At 69.2% G+C, this 25712-nt stretch carries 16 protein-coding genes and 3 pseudogenes; 6 read left to right on the forward strand and 13 right to left on the reverse strand.

Features of this window, described 5'->3' with window-relative positions; all coding sequences use genetic code 11:
- Window positions 1-105: 105 nt before the first annotated feature.
- The gene (locus AB0D32_RS19415) at window positions 106-3903 is read right to left on the reverse strand and encodes a S8 family serine peptidase (protein ID WP_357091615.1); all 3798 of its coding nucleotides are present in this window, start codon (window positions 3901-3903) and stop codon (window positions 106-108) included.
- 317 nt (window positions 3904-4220) lie between these two features.
- Here AB0D32_RS19415 and AB0D32_RS19420 point away from each other — a divergent pair, with 317 nt between their 5' ends.
- The 4 genes and pseudogenes from AB0D32_RS19420 to AB0D32_RS19435 all read left to right on the forward strand — a co-directional run.
- A complete protein-coding gene (locus AB0D32_RS19420; protein WP_357091617.1) occupies window positions 4221-5402 on the forward strand; it encodes a LuxR C-terminal-related transcriptional regulator in 1182 nt (393 codons plus the stop codon).
- Complete coding sequence (locus AB0D32_RS19425) at window positions 5389-6387, forward strand: helix-turn-helix domain-containing protein (protein WP_357091620.1); 999 nt, start codon at window positions 5389-5391, stop codon at window positions 6385-6387. Before AB0D32_RS19420 ends, AB0D32_RS19425 begins: the two co-directional genes overlap by 14 nt.
- A 54-nt stretch (window positions 6388-6441) precedes the next feature.
- Window positions 6442-6693 (forward strand): annotated as a pseudogene (locus AB0D32_RS19430) (IS256 family transposase); the annotation flags it as partial.
- Window positions 6618-7430, forward strand: a pseudogene (locus tag AB0D32_RS19435) (transposase); the annotation flags it as partial. The pseudogenes AB0D32_RS19430 and AB0D32_RS19435, both read left to right, overlap by 76 nt.
- A 149-nt stretch (window positions 7431-7579) precedes the next feature.
- Here AB0D32_RS19435 and AB0D32_RS19440 read toward each other — a convergent pair.
- The 12 genes and pseudogenes from AB0D32_RS19440 to AB0D32_RS19495 form a co-directional block, all read right to left on the reverse strand.
- Window positions 7580-7963 (reverse strand): hypothetical protein, encoded by a 384-nt coding sequence (locus AB0D32_RS19440; RefSeq protein ID WP_357091623.1) that lies wholly within the window; start codon window positions 7961-7963, stop codon window positions 7580-7582.
- Between the two features lie 129 nt (window positions 7964-8092).
- Window positions 8093-9184, reverse strand: a complete 1092-nt coding sequence (locus tag AB0D32_RS19445) for an S-(hydroxymethyl)mycothiol dehydrogenase (RefSeq protein ID WP_357091625.1) — start codon at window positions 9182-9184, stop codon at window positions 8093-8095.
- 69 nt (window positions 9185-9253) lie between these two features.
- On the reverse strand, window positions 9254-10498 hold the full coding sequence (locus AB0D32_RS19450; RefSeq protein ID WP_357091628.1) for an ATP-grasp domain-containing protein: 1245 nt from the start codon (window positions 10496-10498) through the stop codon (window positions 9254-9256).
- 9 nt (window positions 10499-10507) lie between these two features.
- On the reverse strand, window positions 10508-12121 hold the full coding sequence (locus AB0D32_RS19455) for a class I tRNA ligase family protein (protein WP_357091631.1): 1614 nt from the start codon (window positions 12119-12121) through the stop codon (window positions 10508-10510).
- Entirely contained in the window at window positions 12118-12483 is a 366-nt protein-coding gene (locus tag AB0D32_RS19460; RefSeq protein WP_357091634.1) for a cupin domain-containing protein, read from the reverse strand. Before AB0D32_RS19460 ends, AB0D32_RS19455 begins: the two co-directional genes overlap by 4 nt.
- 2 nt (window positions 12484-12485) lie before the next feature.
- Window positions 12486-13793 carry a SidA/IucD/PvdA family monooxygenase gene (locus tag AB0D32_RS19465; RefSeq protein WP_357091637.1) on the reverse strand — a complete coding sequence of 436 codons (1308 nt, stop codon included), beginning with the start codon at window positions 13791-13793 and terminating at the stop codon, window positions 12486-12488.
- A gap of 40 nt (window positions 13794-13833) precedes the next feature.
- On the reverse strand, window positions 13834-14997 hold the full coding sequence (locus AB0D32_RS19470) for an FAD-dependent oxidoreductase (protein ID WP_357091640.1): 1164 nt from the start codon (window positions 14995-14997) through the stop codon (window positions 13834-13836).
- 203 nt (window positions 14998-15200) lie between these two features.
- Window positions 15201-16457 (reverse strand): MFS transporter, encoded by a 1257-nt coding sequence (locus AB0D32_RS19475; RefSeq protein ID WP_357091643.1) that lies wholly within the window; start codon window positions 16455-16457, stop codon window positions 15201-15203.
- Between the two features lie 560 nt (window positions 16458-17017).
- A complete protein-coding gene (locus tag AB0D32_RS19480) occupies window positions 17018-18355 on the reverse strand; it encodes a C39 family peptidase (RefSeq protein ID WP_357091645.1) in 1338 nt (445 codons plus the stop codon).
- Window positions 18356-18597: 242 nt separating this feature from the next.
- A pseudogene (locus AB0D32_RS19485) lies at window positions 18598-18891 on the reverse strand (transposase); the annotation flags it as partial.
- Between the two features lie 621 nt (window positions 18892-19512).
- Window positions 19513-19908: a hypothetical protein gene (locus tag AB0D32_RS19490; protein ID WP_357091648.1), complete on the reverse strand. Its 396-nt coding sequence runs from the start codon at window positions 19906-19908 to the stop codon at window positions 19513-19515.
- 31 nt (window positions 19909-19939) lie between these two features.
- Complete coding sequence (locus tag AB0D32_RS19495) at window positions 19940-21949, reverse strand: hypothetical protein (protein ID WP_357091651.1); 2010 nt, start codon at window positions 21947-21949, stop codon at window positions 19940-19942.
- 284 nt (window positions 21950-22233) lie between these two features.
- On the opposite strand from AB0D32_RS19495, the gene AB0D32_RS19500 reads away from it, so the two are divergent.
- Window positions 22234-22698 (forward strand): hypothetical protein, encoded by a 465-nt coding sequence (locus AB0D32_RS19500; protein ID WP_357091653.1) that lies wholly within the window; start codon window positions 22234-22236, stop codon window positions 22696-22698.
- 1309 nt (window positions 22699-24007) lie between these two features.
- Window positions 24008-25219 carry a low temperature requirement protein A gene (locus AB0D32_RS19505; RefSeq protein ID WP_357091656.1) on the forward strand — a complete coding sequence of 404 codons (1212 nt, stop codon included), beginning with the start codon at window positions 24008-24010 and terminating at the stop codon, window positions 25217-25219.
- Window positions 25220-25712: the final 493 nt, after the last annotated feature.

Here is a 25712-nt window from a genome sequence, read left to right on the forward strand (position 1 = left end):
ACCCCCCGCCTCCCCCCGGCGGGCCTGGGGGGGGTTGTCCACTCCGGGGGGGGGGCGGGGCCCCCCCCCCCCCCCCCACCCCTGTCTTCTGTCAGTCAGCCCAGGTCAGAGACCGTAGGCGCGGATGATCGTCTGGTCGATGCCGTTGCCCGCGGTGTCGCTGGCCTTGATCCGCAGCGAGACCGCTTCCGCGTTCCCCGGCGCCGGGTGACGCAGCTTGGCCAGGTGTTTGCCGTTGCCGAGCTGGACGAGGTCGACCGCCTGCCAGGTGGCCCCGTCGTCGAAGGACGCCCAGCCCTGCACAGTCTTGATCTTCGGGCCGTCGACGCCGGGCTGGTGCCCGACCCTGAGGGTGAAGTTGTGCTGCTGTTTGGGCGTCCGGTTCCGGTGGTCGAGATCCACGTTGTAGTCGACCTGGAGCAGGGGAAGTAGCTGCCGGCCCAAGGCGGGAGTCGCCGACTGGAACGTCCACGTGGTGTTGATGTCGGTGGAGTACTGCCACCACGCGGCGGAGCGTTGCTGCTCCAGGGTCAGCCGGTAGGTGGCCGGCCCCGGCGCGGCCGGGAAGGCGCCCGCCGGGTAGCTGCTGTTGTCGGCCACCAGTTCGTCGCCCCGGTAGAGCTTGGTGCGGACGGTGTCACCCGCCCACGCCGGCGCGTAGTGCTGATCCGCATCGACGTACGGGAAGACCCGGATGTTGAACGTGTCGCCCTCCCGGTAGGCGGGCGCGCCGAAGTTCTCCCACCCGGTTTGCCCGGCCGGGACGCCTGGCCGGAGCACCTGCTCGAACCAGGTCTGGCTGGACCGGCTGCCCGGCCGGTAGGTGGTCGGGATGCTGGTGAACTCGCCGTCGAACGGGGACTTGGCCCAGACCTGGTGCTGCCACCGGGTTTCCGGGTCGGCACTGACCCACTCGGTCCGCTTCAGCGGACGCGGCAGCTCACGGATGAAGCCCATCAGGAAGTTGTTGTACGGGCGCAGCGCGTGCTGGAGGTCGGCGCCGAGAACGGGGTCACCGTTGGCCCGGTACTCCGCGTCGATCCGTGCCGTGTTCCGGTCGTTGATGACGTAGGTCTGGTTGCTCGTGATCCGCTGCTTGTTCGGCAGCATCAGGTCGTAGATGTAGTCGCTGAGTGCGGTGCCGGAGTACTCGACGGTCACCGAGCCGGCGGTGAGCCGCTCGGCGAGATCGAGACCGGGCTCCTGGTCGAGGGTGAACGCCGGGATCGCCACCTGCCCCGGCTCGCCGGCCGAGGCGTAGAGCATCCCCGGCACGTTGTTGAACACGATCACCGCCGCCGCCCCGGCGTTCGCCGCGTTGCGGACCTTGTCGACGAAGGTGATGCCGTTGCCACGCTGGACGAGGGCGAGCTTGCCGCGCACGTCGAGACCGGTGTACTCCTCCGGTGACCCGAAACCGGCGTGGACCACCGGTACCCGGTATCTGCCGTCCACCCGTGCCGAGGCGATCATGAACAGCGGGTCGAGCGGGATCCGTTCCGGTGCGACGACGCTCATCGTGATCGGTGGGGCGATCAGGCTCCACTTGCTGGCGAACTCGAACATGCCCTTGGTCACCGCCTCGGTCGGCGCGGCGTACGCGTCGCCGAAGGGCTCCGACAGGAGGAACGAACTGTCGAAGGATGCCTCGTCGATCTGGCGGTGGTAGCTCAACCGGAGCCCGTTGGCCGAGGTCGGCTTCGGGGTGCTGACGGTGATCTTCTTCGCCTTCCGGGCGTCGAGGGTGACCGTGGTGTTCCCGGTGACCTCCAGTTGCGGATCGCCGACCACCGACAGACCGAGGGTGACGCGGTTGGGGGCGTCCATCGTGAAGATGTAACCCATCAGGCTGTAGGTGCCGATCGGTACCCGGAACGTCGGGACGGCGCCACCCTGGTAGTACTTGGTCTCGTATCCCCTGGTCGGGCTCCACAACTCGACCTGGCTGATGCCGTCGGCCTGCCGGCCGTCGTGCGCGATCGCCGGGGCGGTGACCGAGTACAGCTCCTCTTCGAGGTACGCGCCGAGCGAGGTGCGTACCACCGTGTCACCGGCGGTGGCGACCAGGTGGCCGCCGTAGAGGTCGATCGTGCCGCGGGCCGGGGCCACGGTGACGTCGACCGACGCCGTGCCGCCGGCCGGCACCGTCACGGTCGACTGGCTGACGGTGAACAGGCCGTCCGGAGCCGGCGTGCCCTTCTTGCCCTGGACCGACAGGGACAGCGTGAAGGTCAGCTCGGTCGCGCCGTCGTTGTGGTACGTCACCGTCCTGCTCACCGGCTGGCGGTTGCTGTGCGGGTAGGTGAAGTAGCCGAGGTTCACGGTTCCCGGGCTGGCGTACACCGGCTGCCGGTGGGCGCGGGCGAGGTCGACCCGGCCGCTGCCCTGCCGGTAGACGGTGCTGTCCTGGGCCTTGGCCGTCGAGATCAGCAGGTCCTTGAGCTGCCGGTTGGTGTAGTCCGGATGCTGCTGGGCCAGGATCGCCGCCGCGCCCGCGACGTGCGGGCTTGCCATCGACGTGCCGTTGGCCTGGGTGTGGTGGTCGTCGATCACGGTGCCCATGGCGGTGCCGCTGGCCCGCGCCGCGACGATGCCCACCCCGGGGGCGGTGACGTCCGGCTTGATGCCGTGGTCACCCAGCCGTGGTCCACGGCTGGAGAACGAGGCCAGGCCGTCCTCCTTGTTTACCGCACCCACGGTCAGCGCCTCGTCGGCCCAGCCCGGGCTGCCGATCGTCGACTCGCCCGGGCCGATGTTGCCGGCCGCGATCACGAACAGCGCGCCGGTGGACCGGCTGATCGCGTCGACCGCCTGCGTCAGCGGGTCGTTGCCGTCGCTGGGCGCGTTGCTGCCCAGGCTCATGTTCAGCACCTTGGCGCCCTGAGCGGCGGCCCACTCCATGCCCTCGATGATTCCGGAGTCGTAGCCGTTGCCGGCGGTGTCGAGCACCTTGGCACTGATCAGCTTGGCCCCCGGCGCCACGCCCTTGCGCGTACCGCCCGAGGCGGCTCCGGTGCCGGCCACCGTCGACGCCACGTGCGTACCGTGGCCGTGGTGGTCGACCGTGTCGCTGTCGGCGGAGAAGTTCTGCGCGGCCACCACCTTGCCGGCCAGGTCCGGGTGGGTGGCGTCGATGCCGGTGTCCAGCACGGCGACCGTGACACCGGTGCCGTCATGGCCACCGGCCCAGGCCTCCGGCGCCCCGATCTGCGGGACGCTCTCGGCGAGACTGACCTTCGCCTGGCCGTCCAGCCAGATCCGCTCGATCGCACCGGTCGCGGCCTTGGCCGCGGCCCGGGGTGCGGTGCCGGCCCCGTCATCGGCCGGACCGGTGGGGGCGCCGGTCAGCGCGGTCCACAGGGATTTCGCCTCCGCCTTCTTCCCCTGCACCGCTGTCGCGTTGACGCTCTCCAGGGTGAAGGTGCGGGTGGTGCCGGGCAGGTCCGCCGTGCGAGCCCTCGCCGAGAGGCTCGGTGCGTACTGCACGATCAGTGGCGTGGAGGCGTGCCGTGAGTCGTCGTAGCCGTACTCGACCAGCTGCGTGACGTTGAAGAGCCGCTCGTCGAGCGTGCCGTCGGCGAGCAGCGGTATCGCGTCGCTGGGGATCACGTACGCCTGACCGTCGATCTGCCTGGTCTGGTACGAGATCTGCTGCCGGTCGGCAGGCGGCCGCACCGAGGCCAGCTGCCGACCGTCGGCGGTCTTCTCCAGCAGCACCACGTCGCCGGTCACCAGGGTGACGGTGTGCCGGGTGACCACCGCCGCCGACCGTGGCGACGCGGTGGGTGTCTCGGGCGGGGGCGCGGCGGTGGCAGGGATGGTGGGGCCAACCAGGGCGACGGCGATGACGCCGCCGATGGCTGCCGCGCCGGTCCGGGCCTTGCCGGACCACTGTCGTCTCATCGTTTTCCTCCAGATGATCGCCCGGAAGCCGGACGGAACGGAACTCGGGACGGGAACGGGGAGGGGGAAGTGGAGAATGGGCGGCACCGGTTCGGCGAGCGCGGAGCCGGGGAGGGCGGGTGGTGTCCGGCCGGCGGTCACGGGGCCCGGACAGGTGCGAGCGGCACCCGGCTCGGGCAGTCGCGGCGTCCAGGTAGGACACTGAGCTGGCCGTATCGAGATCATGGCAAGTGGCTGTCGTCGGTCGGAAGCCACAGAGACCTTCCTAAACACGTCAGCGACGTAAACCGGAAGCCGATCCATGGCAAGATCAAAGTGTGCTGCAGGTACTCGGCCTGACCTCCGCCGAACAGGAGATCTACGAACACTTGGTGCGCGGGTCGGCGATGACGTCGGCGGAAATCGATGACAGCCTCGGTCGCGGGTCCGACCGGGGTGCCCGTCTGGACTCCGCCCGGGCGCTGGCCCGGCTGCACGAACTCGGCCTGGTCTCCCGGCTGCCCGGAGAACCCGTACGCTGGTCGGCCCGGCCGCCGGGGGCCGCACTGGAGGCGCTGATCGGCGCGCACGCCCGGGTGCTGGCCGACGCCTCCCGGCACGTCGCCGAGCTGGACAGCCGGTTCAACCAGGTCACCCACCAGGAGGCGGACGAACTGGTCGAGGTTGTCCACGGCCGGGAGGCGATCCTGCGCCGGGGCGCGGAGGCCCAGCGCAGCGCGCGTAAGCAGATCCGGGCCTGCGACGGGCCGCCGTACCCGGCGGCCGATCCGACGGCATTGGACGACGTGGAGGTCGACCAGCTGCGCCAGGGCATCCGGTACCGGATCCTGTACGACCGGCGCAGCTTGGAAATGCGCGGACGGCTGGCCGACCTGGAAGCCGGCATCGCCGCCGGTGAGGAGGCCCGGCTCACCGACATCCCGCTGAAGATGACACTGATCGACGACACGCTGGCGGTCCTGCCGCTGCACCAGCCGGCCGATGTGGAGTCCCGGCTGATCGTCCACGATCCTGTGCTGGTGTCGGCGCTCTCCGCGTTGTTCGAGGTCTACTGGGAACGGGCCCTGCCGTTGCGCTCGGGACCGGGCCAGCCGTATCCGTCCGCCGCCGGTCCGTCCGCCGCCGAGGCGCGGCTGCTCCCGCTCCTCGTGGCAGGGCTGACCGACCAGGAGATCGCCGGCCAGCTCGACATCAGCGACCGGACCATCCGGAACCGGATGCACGCGTTGCTGGACCGGCTGGACGCCGCCACCCGGTTCCAGGCGGGCTTCCAGGCGGTCGTCCGGGGTTGGCTGGCCACCGACGACCTGCCGGCCCCGGACGCCGGGCAGCGGTCCGGTGCGGCCCCGGGCCCGGTCCGGTCCGGTGCGGCCCCGGGCCCGGCCCGGTCCGGTGCGGCCCCGGGCCCGGCCCGGTCCGGCGCGGCCGTGGCTCCCCTCGGGCCTGACGAGGCTGTGGATCAGCCCGGGAGAGGTGGTGGCACCGATGTCGCGGGATGACACCAACCCGATGGCGGTGCTCGGACTGGCCCCGGCTGAGCAGGCCGTCTACGAGTTCCTGGTCGACCGGCCCAGCGCCACGCCGGAGGAACTGGCCGAGGCGTGGCGGGGCGCCGAGCGGATCGCCTACGTGCTCGCGGCGTTGGAACGCCGGGGCCTGGTCAGCGTGGTACCTGACGGGCCACTCCGGTACGCCGCCGTCGCGCCCTCGGTGGCGTTCCAGAGCCTGCTGCTCGACCAGGAGGGCCAGCTCAACGCCGCCCGCCGGCACCTGTCCGTGCTCGACGCGGCCTACCAGGACCGGCCGCGGGAACGCGGTGCGGCCGTGGTCGAGCTCGTCACCGGCGAGGCGGCGGTACGGTCGCGGTTGGCGCAGATCCACCGGGTGGCCCGCCGCGAGGTGTGCCGGCTGGACAAGCCGCCGTACCCGGGCGGGGAGGACGCCGCCACCGGTGCCGCTGACCTGCTGCGCCGTGGCCTGACCTGCCGGACGATCTACGACCGGTCGTTCCTGGACCATCCGGGCTCGCTGACGGTGGTGGAGGACCTGATCCGGGCCGGGCAGCAGGCCCGGGTCCTCACCCAGGTGCCGGTGTGCCTCTACCTGGTGGACGACCGGTTGGCCGTCGTGCCGGTGCCGGGGCGGCCGGCGGGCCAGGGCGATGCGGTGATCATCGTACGTCCGTCGGCGCTGCTCGACGCGTTGATCAAGCTCTTCGACGGGTTGTGGCAGCGGGCGCTGCCGTTGCCCTCGCCCACCAACCCGCAGCCGCTGGAACACCGGTCCTTCGCCGCCACCGGTCACCAGCGGCTGGTCACGCTCCTGCTCTCCGGGCTCACCGACGAGGCCATCGCCCGGCAGTTGGGGCTCAGCCACCGTACGGTGCAGCGGCGCATCGCGGCCCTGATGGCGGATCTCGGCGCACACACCCGCTTCCAGGCGGGTGCCCAGGCCGCGCTGCGCGGATTCCGCGGTGCACGCTGACCCCCGGTGCCGCCCGCCCGGGGCGAGTTGTCCCTCGCGGTGCGTGCCGGCTGCAACGCCTTCCGGCTCACCTCACGGCGGTACTGGGACGAGTTGAAGCGGGACATCAAGCCGATCTCTACCGGCGGGGGCCGTGAAGGCCCGCGGCCACTTCCCCAACGAACTGGCCGCGTTGAAATGTCTGTCCCTGGTGACCCGATCCCTGGACCCACCGGAACACGAAGAACCCGATGGGCGATGCGCTGGAAACCCGCCTTGAACGCCTTCGCCATCACCTTCAGCGACCGTTTTCCCACCGCGGAAAACCCGGTAACCAAGATCGCCGGAAACACCAACTTGTTGGATTGGTGGCGGAGATCAGGGTCTGCAGCCATGATCTCCAAGATTGTGGTCGGGGTCGCTCGGGAAACACCTGCCGCCCACGGGCTGGCCCTCGAACGGCCTGCGCCCCGTCACAACCGCCGGCGAGAGTGGCTCGAGAGAGGTCTGTTAAGCCCAAAGTTGGTCTGCCCTCCTCGCCGGACCCCCTTTTCCCGGTCCTGCAAGGAGAACCCGTGCCCGCCACCGCACCGTCAACACCGCCCCGGGTCGTCATCGCGATCGATCCCCACAAGGCCTCCTGGACCGCCGTCGCGGTCGACAACCGACTCCAGCCCCTGGCCGTGATCCGCGTCGAGGTCAACCGCGATGGCTACCGGCAATTACGTCGCTTCGCCGGCCGCTGGTCGCATGCCGTTTGGGCGGTCGAAGGCGCCACCGGCCTCGGTGCCACGTTGACCTCTCGTCTGGCAGCCGACGGCGCTGACGTCGTTGATGTGCCCGCGAAGCTCGCCCGCCGCGTCCGGCTGCTCTCCACCGGCCACGGCCGCAAGACTGACCAGGCCGACGCTCTATCGGTCGGGATCGCCGCGCACACCGCTGCTCGACTCAACACCGCCGTGGTGGATGAGGCCATCGCCGCCCTGCGGTGCCTCACCGAACACCGCGATGACCTCGTCCGCAGTCGCACCCAGATCGTCAACCGCCTGCATGCGCTGCTGGCCCAGATCATTCCTGCCGGCCTGTCCCGCGGCCTGACCGCCGACAGCGCAGCCGCTGCGTTGCGCAGCATCCGCCCACGCCGCCTCCCCTGGACGTCGCCCTTGGGGGGCGAAGGACGGCTGAGCCACGCTGCCGGCGCGGGATCGGCGGGTCAGGCGCCCGCGTCCGGCGGCGAGGCGGGGATCTCCTCGATCTGGGACACGCCGCTGGCGGCGTGGACGCCGTGGCGCTGCCACGTCTCGTGCAGCAGGACGCGCCCGTCAGGCAGGATCTCGGGGTTGCTGTGACACTCGCCGACGATGATCCGCCCATCATCCAGCACCATGCAGTACGCGAAGTCGAGCGAGCCGTCGGGCTGGCACCGGCCGGTGAGGGTGCCCCGGCGCGCGTGGCCACCGGTGAACTCGCCCCAGAGCAGGTCGCCATCCTGATGGTAGGTCGCGACGCGGCTGTGCTCCCCGCTGCCGTCTTCGACCGGACGGAACCGGCGGCCGTGATAGTTGATCGAGACGGCGGTCGCGTCGGATGCGGGCATTCATGCTCCTTGTTCGGAGTCGATGGCCTGGGCCGGCGAATCGGGCACGCCGGACTGGTTGCTCGTGGGCCGGGCGGCGAGTCGGCAGCCCGGCGGCTGAGGGGCGCTCGGTCGAGCGTCCCTCAGGGGTCAACCGAGCAGGACGACGCTGCGCAGCACGTCGCCGCGGCGCATCCGCTCGAACGCCACCTCGACGTCGTCCATGCCGATCCGCTCGGTGACGAACAGGTCGAGCGGTAGCCGGCCCTGCAGGTGCAGGTCGACCAGCATCGGCATATCTCTGGAGGGCAGGCAGTCGCCGTACCAGGAGGTCTTGTAGGTGCCGCCGTGCAGGAACAGGTCCAGCAGTGGCATGTCCAGTCGCATCGACGAGTCGGGCCGGGCCACCAGCACGAAGGTGCCGCCGACGGAGCGTGCGCGGAAGGCCTGGTTCCACGTCTCGGGAAACCCGGCCGCGTCGATGGTCACGTCGGCGCCGAGCCCGCCGGTGAGCTGTCGGACGGTGCCGACCACGTCGGGGTCGCGGCTGGCGTCGACGACATGTGTGGCGCCCAGCTGGGTGGCCACCGGCAGCTTTCGCGGATCGATGTCGACAGCGACGATGGTCGTCGCCCCGGCCAGTCGTGCGCCGGCCACGGCCGCGCAGCCCACCCCGCCGCACCCGATCACCGCGACGGTGTCACCGGGTCTGACGCCCCCGGTGCGCATCGCCGCCCCCAGTCCGGACATCACACCGCAGCCGAGCAGGCAGGCGACGGCCGGGTCCACGGCCTTGTCGACGGGGGTGCACTGGCCCGCGTGCACCAGGGTGAGCCGGGCGAAGGCGCCGATGCCCAGCGCCGGCCCGAGCGGCTCCCCGGTGGTCAGCGTCATCGGTTGACTGGCAGTGAGCTCGTGCAGGCATGCCTCCGGTGTGCCGCGCCGGCAGGGACGACAGCGCCCGCAGACCGCCCGCCAGTTGAGAATGACGAAGTCGCCCGGGGCCACGTTCGTCACGTTGTCGCCCACCTGCTCGACGATCCCGGCCGCCTCGTGCCCCAACAGGTAGGGGTAGCCGGAGCCGATCACGCCGTCGCGGTAGTGCAGGTCGGTGTGGCAGACCCCGCAGGCCAGCACTCGCACCGTCGCCTCGCCCGGGCCGGGGTCCGGGACCACGATGTCGCGGGTCTGCACCGGCTGGCCCGGGCCGAGCGACACCACGGCCTCGACTGTCTGCGCCATTTACACGTCGTCCTTCTCTGTCCGTCTTGCTGATGCTCTGGGGTGGGGCGGCCGTTCGAGGGGCCGGGGTCAGTCGGCGAAGTCCACCTCGACCAGATCCGCGAAGCGGACCATCGTGGCGACGGCGTCCTCCTCCGAGGTTCCGGTGACGCCGAGGAAACCCAGGATCGTGTTGCCGTGCGGCGGGCGCTTGATGACGTCCCCCGGTCGTGCGGTGATCTTCAGGTCGAACGTCCGTTCCGAATCGCTGACCTCGGCCGGCACGCGTACGCCGGCGACGGTGCCGGCCGCGCAGATCAGGCACATCGACGCAGTGTGCGTACCCGTGGGCTGAAAGTGCCGCACCCGGGGGCGGACGCCGCGGGCGATGTCGACGGCCGCGGCGATCGGGTCGTGGTCGGCGGTCAGCCTGGCGATCATGTCCAACCCGCCGCCGCCGACCCGCGCGGCGATCTCCAGAAGGTGCGGACTGCCCTCGTGGAACCGCACCTCCGCATGCCCCACGCTGCGCCGCAGGCCCTGCGCCCGCATACCGGCCGCCACCACCTCGTGCACCGCTGCCAGGTCCTGCGGGCTCAGCGAAGTCGGCGCGTGGTGGACGTCGTCGTCGAAGGTCTCCCCCTCCATGGTGATCCGGTCCACCACCGAGCCCAGGTACACCTCGTCGTCCCAGACGACCACCTCCATGAGGTGTTCCGAGCCGTCCAGGAACGATTCCACCAGCAGGCCGCTTGGTCCGAGATCGACCCCCTCCGGCTCGGACCGTGCCCAGAACATGTCCCGGCTGCCCTCCTGCGCCTGTGCGTACCGCTCGGCCAACTCCGTCGGGGAGCCGACCTTGAACACGAAGTTGCTGCCGGCGCCGTGCGTGGGCTTGACGATGACTGGATAACCGAACTCCTCCGCCGCGGCCTGCGCCTCGGCCAGGGTGCCGGCCAGCCGGAACCGCGGAGAGGACGCACCAACCCGCTGGTACGCCTGCCGCATCAGGTACTTGTTGCGGCAGTTGACCGCGGTCTCGACGCCGATGCCGGGCAGACCGAGGGCCTCGGCCACGGCCGCCACGGTGATGACCGACGACTCCGAGAACGTCAACACGCCGTCGAAGTTCTCAGCCTGGTGCCACTGCTTGGCGGCGGCGATGATCTCGTCGATGTGGCGGGAGCCCACCACCTGGTAGCGCTCGGCAGGCCAGAAGTCCGGCTCGCCTTCACCGTTGAGCACGTACAGGGTCGCGCCCAGGTCCTCCACCTGCGCGTAGCGCGACAGGTAATACCCCAGATACTGGCTGGTCTCGATGGCAAGCAGCTTCATCCGGTTCTCCTACGATGCTCGTGCGGCGGCGGGGCCTGCGGTCCCGGCGGCGGGGTCCGGCTGGCCGAACGTGGCCGGCAGCATCGGCAACCGGAACATCGTGACCTTGTCCCCCGGCCCGTCGTCGATCCGCAGTCGTACCCCCGCACCGGCCAAGGTGTCGGTGACGTCGATCAGGACGGGCGCGGCGTACGCGAGCAGGGTCTGCACCTGCGCCAGCACGTCGGCCACGGTGTCCGGGTCGATCCGGTGACACGCCAGCCGGTCCAGTTGGGTGGCGATCGTGTCGGTGACAGCGCTCGGGCTGAACCGCTCGTCATCGTAGTGCCGACGCAGCCGACCAACCATCGCCTGGGTTCGATCGCGCCCGGCCGTGCTCACGGGCAGCACCGTCCCGTCCGGGACGTTCAGCTCCGCCAGCGCCGCGGCCAGCCGGTTCCAGGGCTGCACCAGCCGGGTGTCCACCACGATCTGGAGATCGGCCTCGGTGAAGTTGGTGCGCTGGAACTCCGGGGCGGTGAGGGTCAGGTAGAACCGCGCCAGGTCGCGGGGCACGCGGTCGAGCAGGTCGGTGGCGGAGATCAGGTGGTTGCGGCTGGTGGAGAACTTCGACCGATCCAGCTCGTAGAACTCGTTGGTCACGGTCACCGCCGGGGTGGCGTACCCCTGCGGGTGCGACAGCAGCATGGCCAGATCGAGCATTCCCCAGTGGAAGACGTTGTCATACCCGTGGAAGTAGGCAACCGTGGGCCGGGTGTCGGCGAGCCAGAACTGGTCGGTGCGCCCTGCCGGCCGCCCGAGCTCTCCGGCCGACCACCACGTGCTGTAGATGATCGCCGGCATCGCCTCGATCCACGGGTACAACCGTTGCCCGGGGGTCTCCGCGAACGGCGCCGGTAGCCCCCAGTCGCCGGGTACGGTGACCGGAACGTCCGGCAGCGGGTTGGCCATCAGTTCCGCGATCAGGTCGCGGGCGTTCGGCCGCCACCGCGGCGTGTGTCGGGCGTAGTGGTCGACGAGCTGGTCGCGCAGCCGCTCCAGGGGCAGCACGAGGATCTCCACCTCGCGGTACTCGACGTCGTCCGTGGGGTCGAGCGTGTAGTACGGGTCAAGCAGTTCGTCGAAGTTGTTCGGGTGCCCGCACGCCTCGCAGGCGCCGCCCGAGCTCTGCGCGAGGCAGGTCGGGCAGTTGCCGGAGACGAGTGCGTCGTAGAGGCAGGCCCCGGCCCTCCGGGCGAATGGGAACCGGACGGTACGCAGCTCGAAGACGCCTGCCCCGTGCTGGGCGGTGACGAAGTCGAGCACGGTGCGCCGGTAGGTCTCGTCGATCGGCGGCAGCCCGACCATGGTGGCACCCAGGGCGCTGAACGCCTGTGCGATCTGGGCGGTGGAATCACTCGCCAGATCCGCCGGTGCGATCCCCAGTTTCGCCGCGCGGGTCGCCACGTAGGACTGGCTGTCGTCGGTGCAGGTGGTGTGGATGACGAACCGGCCCCGCGCGCGCTGGTACCGGGCGTAGACGTCGGCGGCCAGGTACGGCCCCGCCAGGTGCCCGACGTGCAGGCCCCCGTTGGAGGTGGGGGTGGCCGGGACCACGATCACCGGAGATTCGTCCAGGCTCACGAGGCGGTCCGGTGGTGCTCGACGAACCGGTCCGCGAGTTCCTGGTCCCACCAGACGGCGTACATCTGGAACGGCTCGTCGCCGCGGTTGACCACCTGGTGCCGCTCGTGCGGCGGGAAGTGCACGATGTCGCCCGCGCCGAACGGCGTGGTGCCGGCGTCGGTGACGAGTTCCGCCTGGCCCGTCATCGCGATCCAGATTTCGTACTCGTGGTGACCGTGTGCCCCGGACTCGGCCCCGGGCGGCACCACGCACCAGGAGCCCTCGAACGGGGCGTTCAACGCCGCCCAGGGCATCAGCCGCTGAGCCTGCAGCCCATTGTCGGGCTTGAGGCCCTGACGGTCGAGCTTGCGGATCTCCATGTTCAGTCGTCCCTTCCCTCGATGTACGTGCCATCTGCCGCCCCCGTGGCGACCGGCGCCGGTGTGCCGGGACGGCGGGCGACCAGGTCGGTCACCAGCTCGCCGGCGCGGACCGCCAGCACGCTGATCAGTGAGTCCGCGATGCCGTGGGTCTCCTGGTTGACGCCCTGCAGATAGCAGCCAGCGGTCACGGACGCCGGCGTCGCCATCCGGTAGTTGCGGTCGACCTTGATCTCCTGCGCACCCGCCGCGATGGCGGTCTGCCTGATCAGTGCCGGCTTGTCCTGCTGGAAGCCGGTGCCCAGGAGCACCAGATCGGTGCGCAGCTCTTCGGTCGTCGCCCGCAGCCGGTCGTGCACAGTCAGCACGACCTCGTCGCCCTCCATCCGGGCGGCGAGCACGTCGGTGAGCGTGTGCATGACGATCCGTCCGCTGCCGGTCAGCCGGTCCTGGTACATCTGGCGGTACAACGTGTCGAGCATGCCGGGGGCCAGCCCGGCGTAGTTCGTCCGGTGCATCTCCTGCAGCAACTGGTCCCGGGTCTCGGCGGAGCTGGCATGGAACCGGTCGACGAACGACGGGTAGTACAGCTCGTTGGTGAAGGCGCTGCTCTCGTATCCGCGCAGCCCGGCCGACCTCATCAGCATCCGGCACTCGGCGGCCGGGAAGCGCTGGTACATCGTCCACAGCATCTCGGCGGCGCTCTGAGCCCCGCCGACGACCACGACCCGGCGTACCGCCTCCGGGGTCAGTTGCGCCACCCGGCTGGTGAACTCGGTGCTGTGGACCACCCGGTCGGCGGGCAGGCCCCTGAACGCGGCGGGAATCTCGGGGGCCCGGCCGATCCCGATCACGACGTTCTCGCAGCGCACCACCTCTCCGGTGTCGAACTGGACCCGCCAGCGATCCGAGACTCCGTCGTCCCGCGACGAGACCGGAGTGATCTCGGTGACCGACCGCCCGTACTCCACCTGCACCCGCTCCAGCGACTTGGCCACCCACTGCAGGTACGCGGAGACCTCGAGCCGGAACGGCAACGCCGAGCCCAGGTTGATGAAGTCGTCCAGCCGGCCGGTCGAGTGCAGGTAGTTGACGAAGGAGTACTGGCTGCGCGGGTTGCGCAGCGTCACGAGATCCTTGAGGAAGCCGACCTGGCTCTGGGTCCACGGCAGCAGCATCCCGCGCTGCCAGGCGATGTCGCTGTGCTGTTCCACCAGCAGGGTTCCGTCGGCCACGTCGGGAGCCATCTCCTCGACGGCCACGGCAAAGGCGAGGTTGGCCGGTCCGGCTCCCACCGCGACCACTGACATGTGTCTTTCCATACTGCCCCTCATCTCGACGCCTGGTCGCCTAGGCCTGGTCGCCTAGCTCCCGGCCGACCGGCACCGGGGGCGTGGGGACCTGTGGTTCTTGTCCGCTGGCCGCCGCGCACACCGACGTGGCGGCCAGCCGGCTCGAGGCCAGAACACTCTTCGCGGCGCTACCCGCGCCACCGGTGAAGCTGAACACCCCCGGCATGTCGTCGACCGCGCGTAGCCGCAGCCCGCCCTCGTCGGCGAAGCAGTCCACGCCAGCAGCGGACCACTGTGGCGACGGCAGCCGTCCGTCGAGGTCGAGGACGGCGCGGGCCACCTCCGAGACCTGGTCGACGTACGCCGGATCGGGTCGGTCGTCCCCCGGAGCCGCCCCCCATGCCGCAGTGGCGACACCGAGCAGGACGGATCCGGCCCCGTGTGGCCGGCCGTACAGGGTGGACACGTCGTCGACGAGACAACCAAGCTGGGGACGCGCCAACGCGTACACCCCGTACTGGATTCGTCGGGTGCGCAGCGACACGGAAACCAGTGCACCGGTCCACGCGCCGGCCGCGACCACCACCACGTCGTGCTGCCGGACGCCGTCGCCCACAGTCACAGTCGGCCCGGCTCCGACCGACGTGACCGCCTCGCTATGGAGCCGAACGCCCGACTGGGCGGCCCGAGTGACGGCATAGCGGCGCAGCGCGTCCGTGTTGATGTGCCCCGCGTGCCGCTCGACGACCGCGAATGTGCCCTCCGGCCGGGGGGCGAGGCCGATGGCCCGCGCCACCTGCCCGGCTGGTAGCAACCGGGCGGAGCCGCCGAGCGTGTCGTCCAGCACGGCGAGCTGGCGGTCCGGGTTGATCTCCGGACGCAGGAAGTAGTAGGCTGACGACTCCTGGTAACCGGCGGCGTCGGCCAGCGCAGGATGGCGGCGAAGCTCGGCGAGGCTGTCCGCCGCCAGTCGGCACTGGTCGAGGTCGGTCTCGAAGCCGCGGACCAGGCCGCCGGAGACGGCGGTGGCATCGCGGCTGGGTATGGCCGTCCCCAGGTACAGCGCGACGTGCCGTCCCCCGATCTGCTCGGCGAGCCGCAGCGCGAGCAGGGAGCCGGCAAGGCCGGCACCGATGACGGCGACTGGAGTTCCCACCGGATCAGGACCGGCGGGCACGCGGGCCGACCCGCGTACGCCGTGCGGGCTGCTGGTTGAGCCCACGCATGATCACCCCATCGGTGGGAGAAGTTCGCCGTAGCAGTTTGTGGTTGCAGACGATAGAACTCAGGCAATGCCGCGACAAGACATCGAAAAGTGACGGTGGAGGATTTGAAAGGCGGCCGCGAGCGCCCTGATCGCGGCCGCCTCCATCGAACGGGCCGATCCGGTTGACGTATGGACAGTCAAGTGCCGCCCAAGGTCTGTCAGACCTCGGCGGGAGATTTCTCACCCTCCGCTGTGGACCTGTCACCAAACATGCGCTTGTCCGGGCTCGGCTGGATGGCCACCACGAGAACGGAGAGGGCCGTGAGTACCGACGACGCGACGATGGTCGCGGTGTAGTTGTGCTGCAGGTCGGCGAGCATCGCCCCCAACTGGCTGGTCGCCGCCACGGACAGCATGTGGACCGCCCAGAGCACTCCGAGCGCGGTGCCCTGCACCCCGGGCGGCAGGACGCGCGTCACCCACACTGTCGTGGCGACCACGGTGGCCAGGTAGGTCACACCGAAGATCGCGCCGAAGGCGATGACCGACGCCGAGGAGTCGACGAACAGCAACTGGAACATGGCGACACCGCGCAACACGTAGGCGCCGACCAGCGTGACCCGCGTCCAGCCGAGGTCGCACAGCCGGCCGGCGATCAGCGAGCCGACGACCTCCAACGCGCCCAGCACCGCCACCGCCGAGGCGCCGACGGAGTCGGAGATGCCGTGGTCGTGCAGATGAGGGAAGAAGTGAACGTCGATGAAGGCCATCGAGGTTCCACAGCCGATGAAGGCCAGCACCAGAGCGCGGGTCTGCGGATGGCGGAACGTCGTGGTCGTGGCGCTCCACAGCGACACCTTCGGCGTCGCCTCGGCCCGCTGCCGGGTGCCGGACAGGCGTACCAGCGCCAGTGACAGCGGCAGCAGGAGGACGAGGAAGATCACACCGATGGCGAACAGCACCTGGTTCCAGGACATGCTGTCGTCCAGGTGTGCCCACAGGGGCACCAGCACCATGAAGCCGACCGCCGCGCCGTTGGTCAGCAGCGCGTAGAACAACCCACTGTTGCGTCCCTGGAACAGTTGGCCGGCCAGCACGCCCAGCGGCACGAAGGAGAGCATCGTGACCGCGACGGCGCCGACCACGCCGTAGGTGAGGACGAACACCCACAACTCGGAGGCCGTGGCGCTGAGCATCAGCACGATGCCGTTCAGGGCGGTGCCGATCGCCAGCACCGGGATCGCGCCGATTCGGTCGGCGAGGTGCCCGATCACCGACGATGTCACCGCGGAAACCACAGCGAACAGGGTGGTCGCGACGGCCAGGCTGCCCCGGTCGACCTCGAAACCGTCCGCGATGTTCAGGAAGAAGACCTGAACGGTGCTCTTCAGCGAGGAACCGGCTAGGGAAATCAGGAAGCTGACAGCTGCTGCGAAGGCGGCAAAAGCAGTGCCCACCTTGGCGGTCCTGGTCATTCGGGAGCCTCTGCTTCGGAGAGTGCCGACAAGAACGCGATCACGAAGCATCCTGGCATGGCCGTCAATCCCCGAGCATGGGGCACGGCACCACTACGGCACGGACCGCTCGGCACCGAAACCCGCTGGTGGAAAAGCCTTCCGCGTCTGTTGCGAGGGGCCTAGCCGCCGCCGGTCAGAGCAGCACCGCATCCCCCGCGGACCTCATCCCCCGGGTGCGCCTCGCCGCCGTCCTCTCGTTCACCACCGCGACCACGCTCGCGGCCATCTGGACGGCAGCCGAGCACATCGCTGGGCAGGCGCCCTGGGGCGTACCGACCTTCGGACCGTTCGCGACCACCGGCATCGTCGTCTGGATGGCGTGGCTGGTGGCCGCCGTCGTGCACTCCTTCGCCCCGCTCCGGTGGGCCCGCCCGCTGCGGGCCCGGCCGGCCCCGGACCCGCCCGCTGCAGGTCTTGGCGGACCGGGCCTACACATCCGTCCAATGCGCACCATTTTGCGCGGTACGGGCATGAGGAGGGTCGGTGCCGGTGCCCGACGGAGACGGTGCCGACCGTCGTTACCAGTTGGTGGAGTCCGTCGCCTGCGGCCAGGCCACCCCGGTCGGCTTGATGAGGTAGACGATGCCGCCGGAGCTGCTGCCTGTGCCGCCGCTGGCCGTGGTCCGCTTGGTCCGCAGCCAGATCTGCTCGAACTGATTCCGGGAGTAGATGTGCCGTACCGCGTCGTTGCTGGGTGAGGCCGGGTCGTTGGCGATCACGTCACCGGTGGCGGTGAAGCCGACTATCACCATCAGGTGCCCGGCGGTGCCGTAGCCCGCCCCGGTCAGCTCGCTGGCGAGGAAGGATTGACTGGTCACCACAGGGATGCCTGCGGCGATGAAGTGCTCGATCTCGTCGAGTGAGTGCAGCCGGGTCACCTTCGCCTCCAGCCCAGGGAAACTAGCCGCGTACGCAGTGTTGAACGGCCAGTTTCCGGTGCCCTTGTACTGGTAGTCGTAGGTCATCCGGGCGGCGTGATCGACCGTCGGGTCCGCGTGGCCGGGATTCACCCAGGACGTGTCGGCGGCGGAGGGCTTCCGGCCCCAGTACTCGATCACCATTTCGATGGAGGTCGGCGAGCACCAGGCCTCACCGCCGCCGCCGTACTGCGTGTAGTGGCCGGTGTGGACGTTCTGCGAGTAGCGCGGGACCGCCAGCTCGGTGCCCCAGGCGATGTGGCCGGCGCTGGGGGTGACGGTGAACCGGTCCGGCACGTTCGAGCTCATCGCGCCGACCGAGCGGACCAGCGGGGAGGCGGTCCGCCCCGGGTCGCGGTAGAGGGTCAGCCGGAGCTGGTACGCCCTCAGCAGCACCCCGGCGCTCGCGTTGTCGATGGCGAAGGTGTCGGTCCAGATGCTGGAGGTCTTGTCGCCCTGCCTGTCGACGCTGGTCCGTTTGACGTCGGCATCGCCGGAGGCCCAGCGCCCCAGCACGTACCATGGGGTGCGGGTGCCGGTGGTGTAGGTGCCCTGGAGTTCGACCTGGAGCCAGGTGCCGGCCGGGGTGTCGGCGTTCCAGGAGGCGACCAGCTCGCTGGCGCCGAAGCCGACCTCGGTCAGCGGCGAGGTCCAGGTGCCGTACGCCCAGGTCCGCCTGATGCTGGTGTGCGGGTCCTTGTAGACGGTGGTGCCGGCCGTGGTGCCGAGAGTGAGCCCGGCGGCGGTGACGGTAGTGCCGGCGGTGACGCCGGCTGACAGGGTGGCGCCGGACCAGCCCTGCCAGGTGATCTGCTCGTCGTGGGTAACCGTGCTTGCTCCGGTGGCCGGCCTGGTGGCCCCTGCGGGGGCGGTGGTGCCGAGGAGGACGAGCGCAGTGGCACCCGCGAGGGCGACAACGTGCAGCGGTGTCATGGCCATGGCAGCTCCACAGAGTGAGGCATTGTTGCCGTTCACTGTCCCGCCTGGAGGGAAGTTTCGCCAGAGGTATATGCATGGAAAATCATTGCCGGCGCGAGGATCCGGTCGGAATGAATCAGCGCCGACTGCTCGGCGACGTCGCCGAGTGGCTAGTCGAAGGAATCGAGCGGGCCGGCGCTGCCCGGGGCCGGATCGGCGGTCAGCCGGCAAGGGTGGTGTTGTGGAGGTTGACGATGCCGGAGCCGGCGTAGGTCGGCGGCGAGGGCGCGGGCCAGCCGGAGCTGGGTGCAGACGGCGAGAGACATCCAGGTGCATCGGTCGGCGGCCTGTGGCGTGCGGATCTTCGGGCAGGTCCAGCCGAGGGCCTGTTTGAACAGGCGGAACGTGTGTTTGTCGTCGAAGCGGCGCAGGAACGTCTGCCAGATCCGGTCGACATCGGCGGTGGCGTCGACGCCGGACCACCACAGCCAGACCGGCTTCGGGGTCGCGCCGCTGGGTAGATGCCCGACTTCCAGGCGGATGACGGTTCCCTCGATGCCGAACTCTCCCGCCGCACGACGCGACTCCACTCGCCCGAACCGGCCCGCGAAGCACCCCGGTACCCCGGCCAGCGCCCGCTCCCACCACGCAACAGCTACGCTGTGACACACGGCCACCGCAAGATCTGATGTTGTGTCCACAACGCACAGACGATCACGCAATGGCCGCCTCGCGTCCACCTCGGCTCATCATCAAGATCTCAAACGACGGCTGCCGTACCAGCTGGAACCCAATTCAGAGTTATCAAACTGTCACGCGTCGCTGCCTTGGTGCCGCGGCGAGCCTGCCGATCACGGACGGACGTATCCTGACGGTTCAGATGTGGCAGCGGCTGGAGCCGTTGATCGCCGTTTCCGGAACTCCGGGCTAACGGGCCGACAACCGGAACTTCGATGATGTCGAGACCGCCGGGGACCGGCGAACCCGGAGACAGCGCCGGGACTCAGATGGGCCGCGCGTGGCCGGTGCGACGTGGGACCGGGAGGTCGCTGCGGTGAACCGCTTGTGAGTTCGCCGAGAAGCGGCCGTGAGCGCTGGCCTGGCCGCACAGGTCTTGCATGGCGACCGTACTTCTCGGCGATGTGCGGGCCCGCTGGCAGACGCTGACTATCGGCCGGCTACAGGTTGTTGATTCGGGCCAGTAGCTCTGCCTCGGTCAGGTTTTCCAGGACCGCGTCCTGCTTGCGGCCCAGGACCGCCAGCAGCTTCTCCTTCTCCAGCTTCTTGACCGCCGCCGCCTTCGCCGCCTGGTCCTCCGTGAGGCGAACGGCGATGACGTGCTTGACGACCTCCAGCTTGGTCTCCAAGGTTGCCTTGGCCGGATTGGCCTCGGTGGCCACGAACGACTCGGTGTCGACGGCCTTGAGCTCGGCGTTGACCGCCTTGGCCACATCATCGAGGCTGAAGCCGGACCTGGCGGTCAGCGGAAGCTCCCACAGCTGTTCCGTGGTCAGCAGTCCCTTGGCCGACGGATAGCGGAACTTCTCCCGTGTGGCCTTCTCGAAAATGGTCACGGCAGCCTCTCTGGAATATCTGGGTAGGGAATCAGAACTGAATGCTGATGAGGCGGCGCCGGCCGCCGGTCATGGTCACCTTGGCGACCACAGAGCTGCGGACCGAGGAGCTGAAGCCGAGGCCGGACAGCTGATCCGGGGACGGCTCGCACTTGGTGCGATCGCCGAGAACCTCAAACACCTTGCGGTGCGGTTGCAGGTCGCTGCGGAGGAACTCGTTGTAGATCCCCCGCGTCGGCTGGTCGTTCACGCACCCCTTCAGAATGAAGAAGTAGTGCCGGTTGCCGACCTCGTTGTCGTCAAAGTAGTTCGGCGAGTACATGATGGTGGACACCGGTACGAACTGTTCGGTGGTGATGCCCCACAACTCCTTGCCCGCACTGCCCGGCTGCACGTCCTTACCCGGCCGGAAAGCGGTGATCACCCCGCCGGCAACCGTCATCCGGCCCACCTCAACGGTCTCCTTGTGGCCGACCGCGCGCTCGTGGCGGTAATGCTCGATCTTCCCGTTGCTCTCGGTCTCGATTACGAAGCCGACCTGGGTGCTGTCCCGCTTGCGGTACTGGTTCACCTCGATCCGGTACTCACCGTCGGAGACACGGTCGGTCCAGGTGACGTTCTCCACCGGCTCGCGGGAGAGCGTCCCGCCGGCGTTCATGTCGACGTCCAGCTTGTTGCGCTTCTCCTGGTACCAGATGTGGTCGCCGTTGGGTTCGTACACGTGCAGGTCCAGGTCGTCGTGGTTGAACCAGGACAGGCTCACCCGCAGCTTGCCGGTGACGTTGCCGCCGGCCCGCTTGACCTTCTCCCTGATCGAGTCGGTGACGTTGCCGCCGTACGACCAGCCGAAATCGTTGTCCCACTTGAACAACCGCGGAGCAGCCGGGCACCTGCCGGTGGTGAGGCTGACGAGGTGCGGCTCGTAGGTGTTGGCAACCCACAGGTCGATGGTGGCGGCGCCCGGCAGGATGTCCTTCATCAAGGAGACCACGGGAATCTCCTCCGGCTTGGCGTCGCGAAGGAGCGCACCTGACGACCGGATGGTGGCCGCCTGCATGAGCAGCCCTTCGATGCCGTCCTTCATCCGTGCCTGGGCGTCGTTGTCGACCCACAGCACGTTGGTGACCGACACATCGGACAGGCGGGCGAACCGTCGCTGCAACGACTCCTCGATGCCCAGCTCGGCAATGGTCCTCATGGCGGCCTTGACCATGCCCGGGGTGATCAACGCCGTGGGGCGCTGGTAATTCTGCGGCGCCACCTTCGTCTCGAACGACCGGACCGCCTGCTCCAGGTCGACGCCCGCGGAGAGATCCTGGACGAGGGTGCCGATCACCGTGTTGCGGAACCGGGCCGCCGGGTTCATGGCGTTGGCGAAGACGAAGGCACGTCGATCGGTCGCCTGGGTCCACCGGTTCTGCAGCGAGCGGAACTCGGTCACCGCCCGGCGATGCTCCGCGCCGCGGTAGAGGGCGTTGTCGTCGACGAGGTCGACGACGGTGTCCAGAGCGTGCCGGGTCAGCTCGGCCAGGCCACGCTGGAAGACCTGCACCGCGGCGTCAAAGTTGCCCTGTGCCGCGCCGACGTCCTCAATGCGATGCCGCTTCTCCACCCGGCCGTGCAGGTGGTGCCACACCTCGACCTGGCCGTCGCGCAGCGTTCGGGTCGTCTCCGTTCCGTACTGCGCCTGAGTGGACCGGAAGATGGTGGACAACGGCAGCGAAAGAACGAACTCGTCCAGAGCGGCGGCGACGACGGAGAAGACCGGGTCGGATGCCGACACCCCGGACCAGACGGTACGGACCCGCCCATCGTGGATCTCGACGACGTTGCCGAAGTGCTTGATGAAACCGCGGCAGGTCGAGCAGTCGTACTCGGATCGCTCACGGAACCGCAGATTGGTGCCGGCGGGAAAGGAATCGAGAAAGGTGAGCCAGAGTGAGTCCCGGTCGAGACCGTCGCCGACGGCGTACAACTCACCCCTGGACATCGTGGACAGACGCGAACTCACATCCGTCACGAACTGCTGGAAATCGCCCACCGTTTCATCCCCCTTGATCGCCGGAGATCCTACGCAGCGAACGCCAATCGGAGAACCGCGTTTCCGGCTGTCCGCACGGTCACAGACGGGCGCCGGTGGCCGGCGGTCAGTCGACCGGAGCGCGTACGGCGGGGGGGTGCCGGGCCGGCGGTCAGCAGTTTTCCGCCAGTTGGCCGGTGGCGCCGTTGAGTACGTCCCGGCTCACGCCGTGGTTGCCTTCCCGGGCACCGGCAGGGACCAACGACGCCCGAGCGAGCCTTGCCGGCTACCCCGTCGAGCAGGCCATGGAGCGCAAACAGCTCCCCGATCGCCCGTCGGCCGGCTGGTTCCAACAGTGCCTGGGAGCCGTCGTCGCACGGCTGCGAGCGGAGACCGACGCGACGATCGGTCTGCTGTCGCTACCGGTACTCGGCCAACAACTCGACGGAGCAGCGGCACACGCATCGGAGGCGTACAGCCGGATGATCGCCGAGGTCGCCGCCACCAACGAGGTGGCCTACCTTCCGCTCCACGAACGCCAGATCGAGGAACTGCGCCAAGCAGACCCGCCGCCGATTTCATACCGGGAGGTGACGCCCGCAGCGGTCGTCGGCGTCCTCGTCCAGCACGCAGTGCTGCGTCGCAGCCTCGACACGATCTCGCGGCGGCGAGGTCTCGTGCTCACGACCGACCACATCCACCAGAACAGCTGCGGCGCCACCCTTATCGCTGAGGTCATCGACGCCGGTCTGCTGCCCCAGAGCGCGTAGCTGGTTCCGGCGCCCGGCCAGTCGGATGCGTCCCACACCCGGCAAGCACAACAATGCGCATGGATGACGAACCTGATTGCCGACTCCGGTAAATGGGGGTTTTCGGGGGAGGTTCAAAACTTCATAGACGAAAGCCGAAGCCCTGACCAGCGTTTCTGCTGGTCAGGGCTTTTTGTCTGTCGGGACGACCGGATTCGAACCGACGACCCCTTGACCCCCAGGCAACCAACACGCCTTTTCTACCTGCGGCTTCACCCATTCCTAGCTGCCATGACCGTCCGCCATTGTACAGGGTTGTCCACCGGCGTCCGTCGTGATCGTCACTCAGTTAGTCACCCACCTCCTCGGCGCTCGGCCCATCCCGATCTCCGGCCAGGCGGCCGAGGAGGTACCGCGCTCCACCATCTCCGGACCGTGCCCGCTGCCGTAGTTCCTCACTCCGGCCTTCCTCGTACAGCAGTCGGTTCAGCCGCCTGCAAGCGTGCACATCGCGTTGGCCGAGAGCCGCCAGCTCGACATGACGCCCGGCGCGGGCAAGCAAATCCATGTACCACAGGTGTGCGTTATGGCGCTCGTAGTCGGAGCTGTAGCACTCCGCGACAGCACCGACCACCGCGACTGCTCGGTCCCAGTCGCCCTGCTCCTCGGCAACGCGCGCGGTCTCAGACCAGTGAGGCACGAACATCATCGTAGGCGGCCCTGACCCTCAGCTTGGGAATCGGATTGATCACGGTGGTGCGTGTTGGTGCCACCTGGCTGTCGAGCATGGGAGGGACCGGTCGATGTCATGCGACAGGCCGTTGTTGACCCCTGCTGACCGCCCCATCGGGCACGGTTCGGGCACGGCGGCGCGTGGACTTGAACCCCTAAGCCGCCAGCCGGTTGGCAAATCCACCGAAAGTGGACCCGTCAGCCCTCTGGCCTGGCTCGCGCTCCTCGGTGTCTCTCGACCTTTCGCATAGGTTTTTGGCGTCGACTGTGCCGGATCTGTGCCCGATGATCTTCGGACGCCCACTTACCTCCGACAGCTGATCGTTAGCTCACGGGCAGCTCTGGGCGCATCGCGCGTACGAGTCAGGGTGCTGCGGGAAGAGGCGACGGCAGCTTCGATCGCTTCACCGGCCACGCTGATGCGCCGGTGCAGGCGTTGGATCTCGGCGACGACGTCGGCCGCGGTCAGTGATTCAGGCACTCTCGGTGATGGCCGGCTGGCACACTTTGTCCTGTGGAGGACGGGGCGTCCGGTGGCAGGTCAACGCGAGCGCCGCGCGGCCTTCGACCGCTACGCGAGGGCGTCGGCGTAACCAGCGTGGAGCTCTTCTTCGATCTGGTGTTCGTCCTCGCGTTCATCCAGGTCGTTGCGTTGATGGAAGACGACTTCACCAGTCACGGCGTGCTGAACGGGATGCTTGCGCTGGCCTTGTTGTGGTCGACGTGGTCCATCTATGCATGGTTGGGCAACAGCCTCCAAGCTCGGGTCGGGTTGATCCGGATCGCGCTGCTGTTTGTGACGGTGGTCACCCTTGTGATGGCGGTAGCGGTCCGGCAGGCATTCACCGACCTCCGTGGCGCGGCTCTCTCGGGCCCGGTGGTGTTCGTCGCATGCTTCGTGGTCGTTCGGCTGGTGCATCTGGCGCTGCGCTGGTACGCCATTCCAGACACGAGGCCACGCATCGTCCTGCTGATCGCCGCGCCACTGTTTGTCGCCTCCGTCCTTCTGTTCTCCGCCGCCGTCCTGCCGCAGCGCCTGTTCCACGACCCGTGGCTGGTCAAGGCGAGTCAGACCGGGCTCTGGATGCTTGCCATCATCATCGACTATGGCCGCGCCCTGTTGATGCGGTCGTGGGGGTGGAACATCATCTCGGCCCGGCACTGGGCGGAGCGGCATGGCCTCATCGTGCTCGTCGCCCTTGGCGAGTCGATCACAGCGGTTGGCCTGATCAGTAGCAGCGTGCCGATGACTGGATCGCTCATCGCGGCCCTCGTCTTCGCCATCGTCATCGCCGCCGCATTGGGATGGACCTATTTCGACGTCGTCGCGATCGCCGCCGAACGGACGCTGAGCCAGAACCCCGCCCAGCGCCGGGTTGCCTACGCCCGCGACGCCTACAGCTATGTGCACCTGCCGATGATCGCCGGCATCATGCTGCTCGCCCTCGGGCTGCACAAAGTGGTGACGATCATCAAAGACAACGAACTGCACCATTCGGCCGCGCGACTGGATGGCCTGGGCCTCCACGCCCTCTACGGTGGAGCAGCCCTGTTCCTGCTCTCCCACGTCGCCTTCCAACTGCGGGTCACGCGCCTGCTCAGAGGGGTCATCTGGCCGCGACTGATTACCGCAGCGCTGCTGGTGGCGCTCATCCCGGCCGCCGGCCAGCTTTCGGCGGTGGTAGCGCTCGGCTTGCTGGCGGCTTTCTGTGTCAGCCTGGTCATCACGGAGGTTTTCGTCGCTGGCGGGCGGCGTAAAGAGCTGCGCGAGGCCGCTCTAGCCGGGGGCTTTCGGCCAGAGGGCCCCTAGACCGGGCCGGCGGGCACGCCCACAAGCTGCGCGCTGTTGCCATCCCGTCTGCCACCGACCCGCCCATCCTGGGGAGCGGGCCGCCGCCCGGTCCGCCACGTCAAGCGGACCTTGACGCACGTACGGACGCTGGCGGGCCGGGCGGTGGTCTGCTCGGCTTGCCCGGGTCGTCGGCTGGCGGGATGGCCCTGCGCAACCACCCACGAACCGCAACGCGCGGACGGAGCCCCGGCCATCCTGGAGTCGTTGCGCCCCCGCCGGAGGCGCAGTGACCGCGACCGGTTCGCCGCCGCGACTCGCCGTGCGGACCCAGCCAGGGGGCGGGGAACCCTGCGCGATCCGGGCGGTGCGCGCCCGCCGGACGGCTTGCCCTTGCCTGCCCCGCGCCGCGCCGCGCCGCTCTGGCGCGGCGCGGCCGGCGGGCCGCCCCGCGCGCCCCCGAGACCCGGACCCGCGAGCTGGCGGAGAAGGAAGCCGCGCTGACCGCCGAGCT

The organism is Micromonospora sp. NPDC048170, from assembly GCF_040652795.1.
Taxonomy (GTDB): Bacteria; Actinomycetota; Actinomycetes; order Mycobacteriales; family Micromonosporaceae; genus Micromonospora.

Excerpts from the sequence above, each read along its gene's own strand:
- AB0D32_RS19415 (WP_357091615.1), bottom strand. The coding sequence starts at position 3,903 with ATGAGACGACAGTGGTCCGGCAAGGCCCGGACCGGCGCGGCAGCCATC.
- AB0D32_RS19425 (WP_357091620.1), top strand. The coding sequence starts at position 5,389 with ATGTCGCGGGATGACACCAACCCGATGGCGGTGCTCGGACTGGCCCCG.
- AB0D32_RS19440 (WP_357091623.1), bottom strand. The coding sequence starts at position 7,963 with ATGCCCGCATCCGACGCGACCGCCGTCTCGATCAACTATCACGGCCGC.
- AB0D32_RS19445 (WP_357091625.1), bottom strand. The coding sequence starts at position 9,184 with ATGGCGCAGACAGTCGAGGCCGTGGTGTCGCTCGGCCCGGGCCAGCCG.
- AB0D32_RS19450 (WP_357091628.1), bottom strand. The coding sequence starts at position 10,498 with ATGAAGCTGCTTGCCATCGAGACCAGCCAGTATCTGGGGTATTACCTG.
- AB0D32_RS19460 (WP_357091634.1), bottom strand. The coding sequence starts at position 12,483 with ATGGAGATCCGCAAGCTCGACCGTCAGGGCCTCAAGCCCGACAATGGG.
- AB0D32_RS19465 (WP_357091637.1), bottom strand. The coding sequence starts at position 13,793 with ATGTCAGTGGTCGCGGTGGGAGCCGGACCGGCCAACCTCGCCTTTGCC.
- AB0D32_RS19475 (WP_357091643.1), bottom strand. The coding sequence starts at position 16,457 with ATGACCAGGACCGCCAAGGTGGGCACTGCTTTTGCCGCCTTCGCAGCA.
- AB0D32_RS19480 (WP_357091645.1), bottom strand. The coding sequence starts at position 18,355 with ATGGCCATGACACCGCTGCACGTTGTCGCCCTCGCGGGTGCCACTGCG.
- AB0D32_RS19500 (WP_357091653.1), top strand. The coding sequence starts at position 22,234 with ATGGAGCGCAAACAGCTCCCCGATCGCCCGTCGGCCGGCTGGTTCCAA.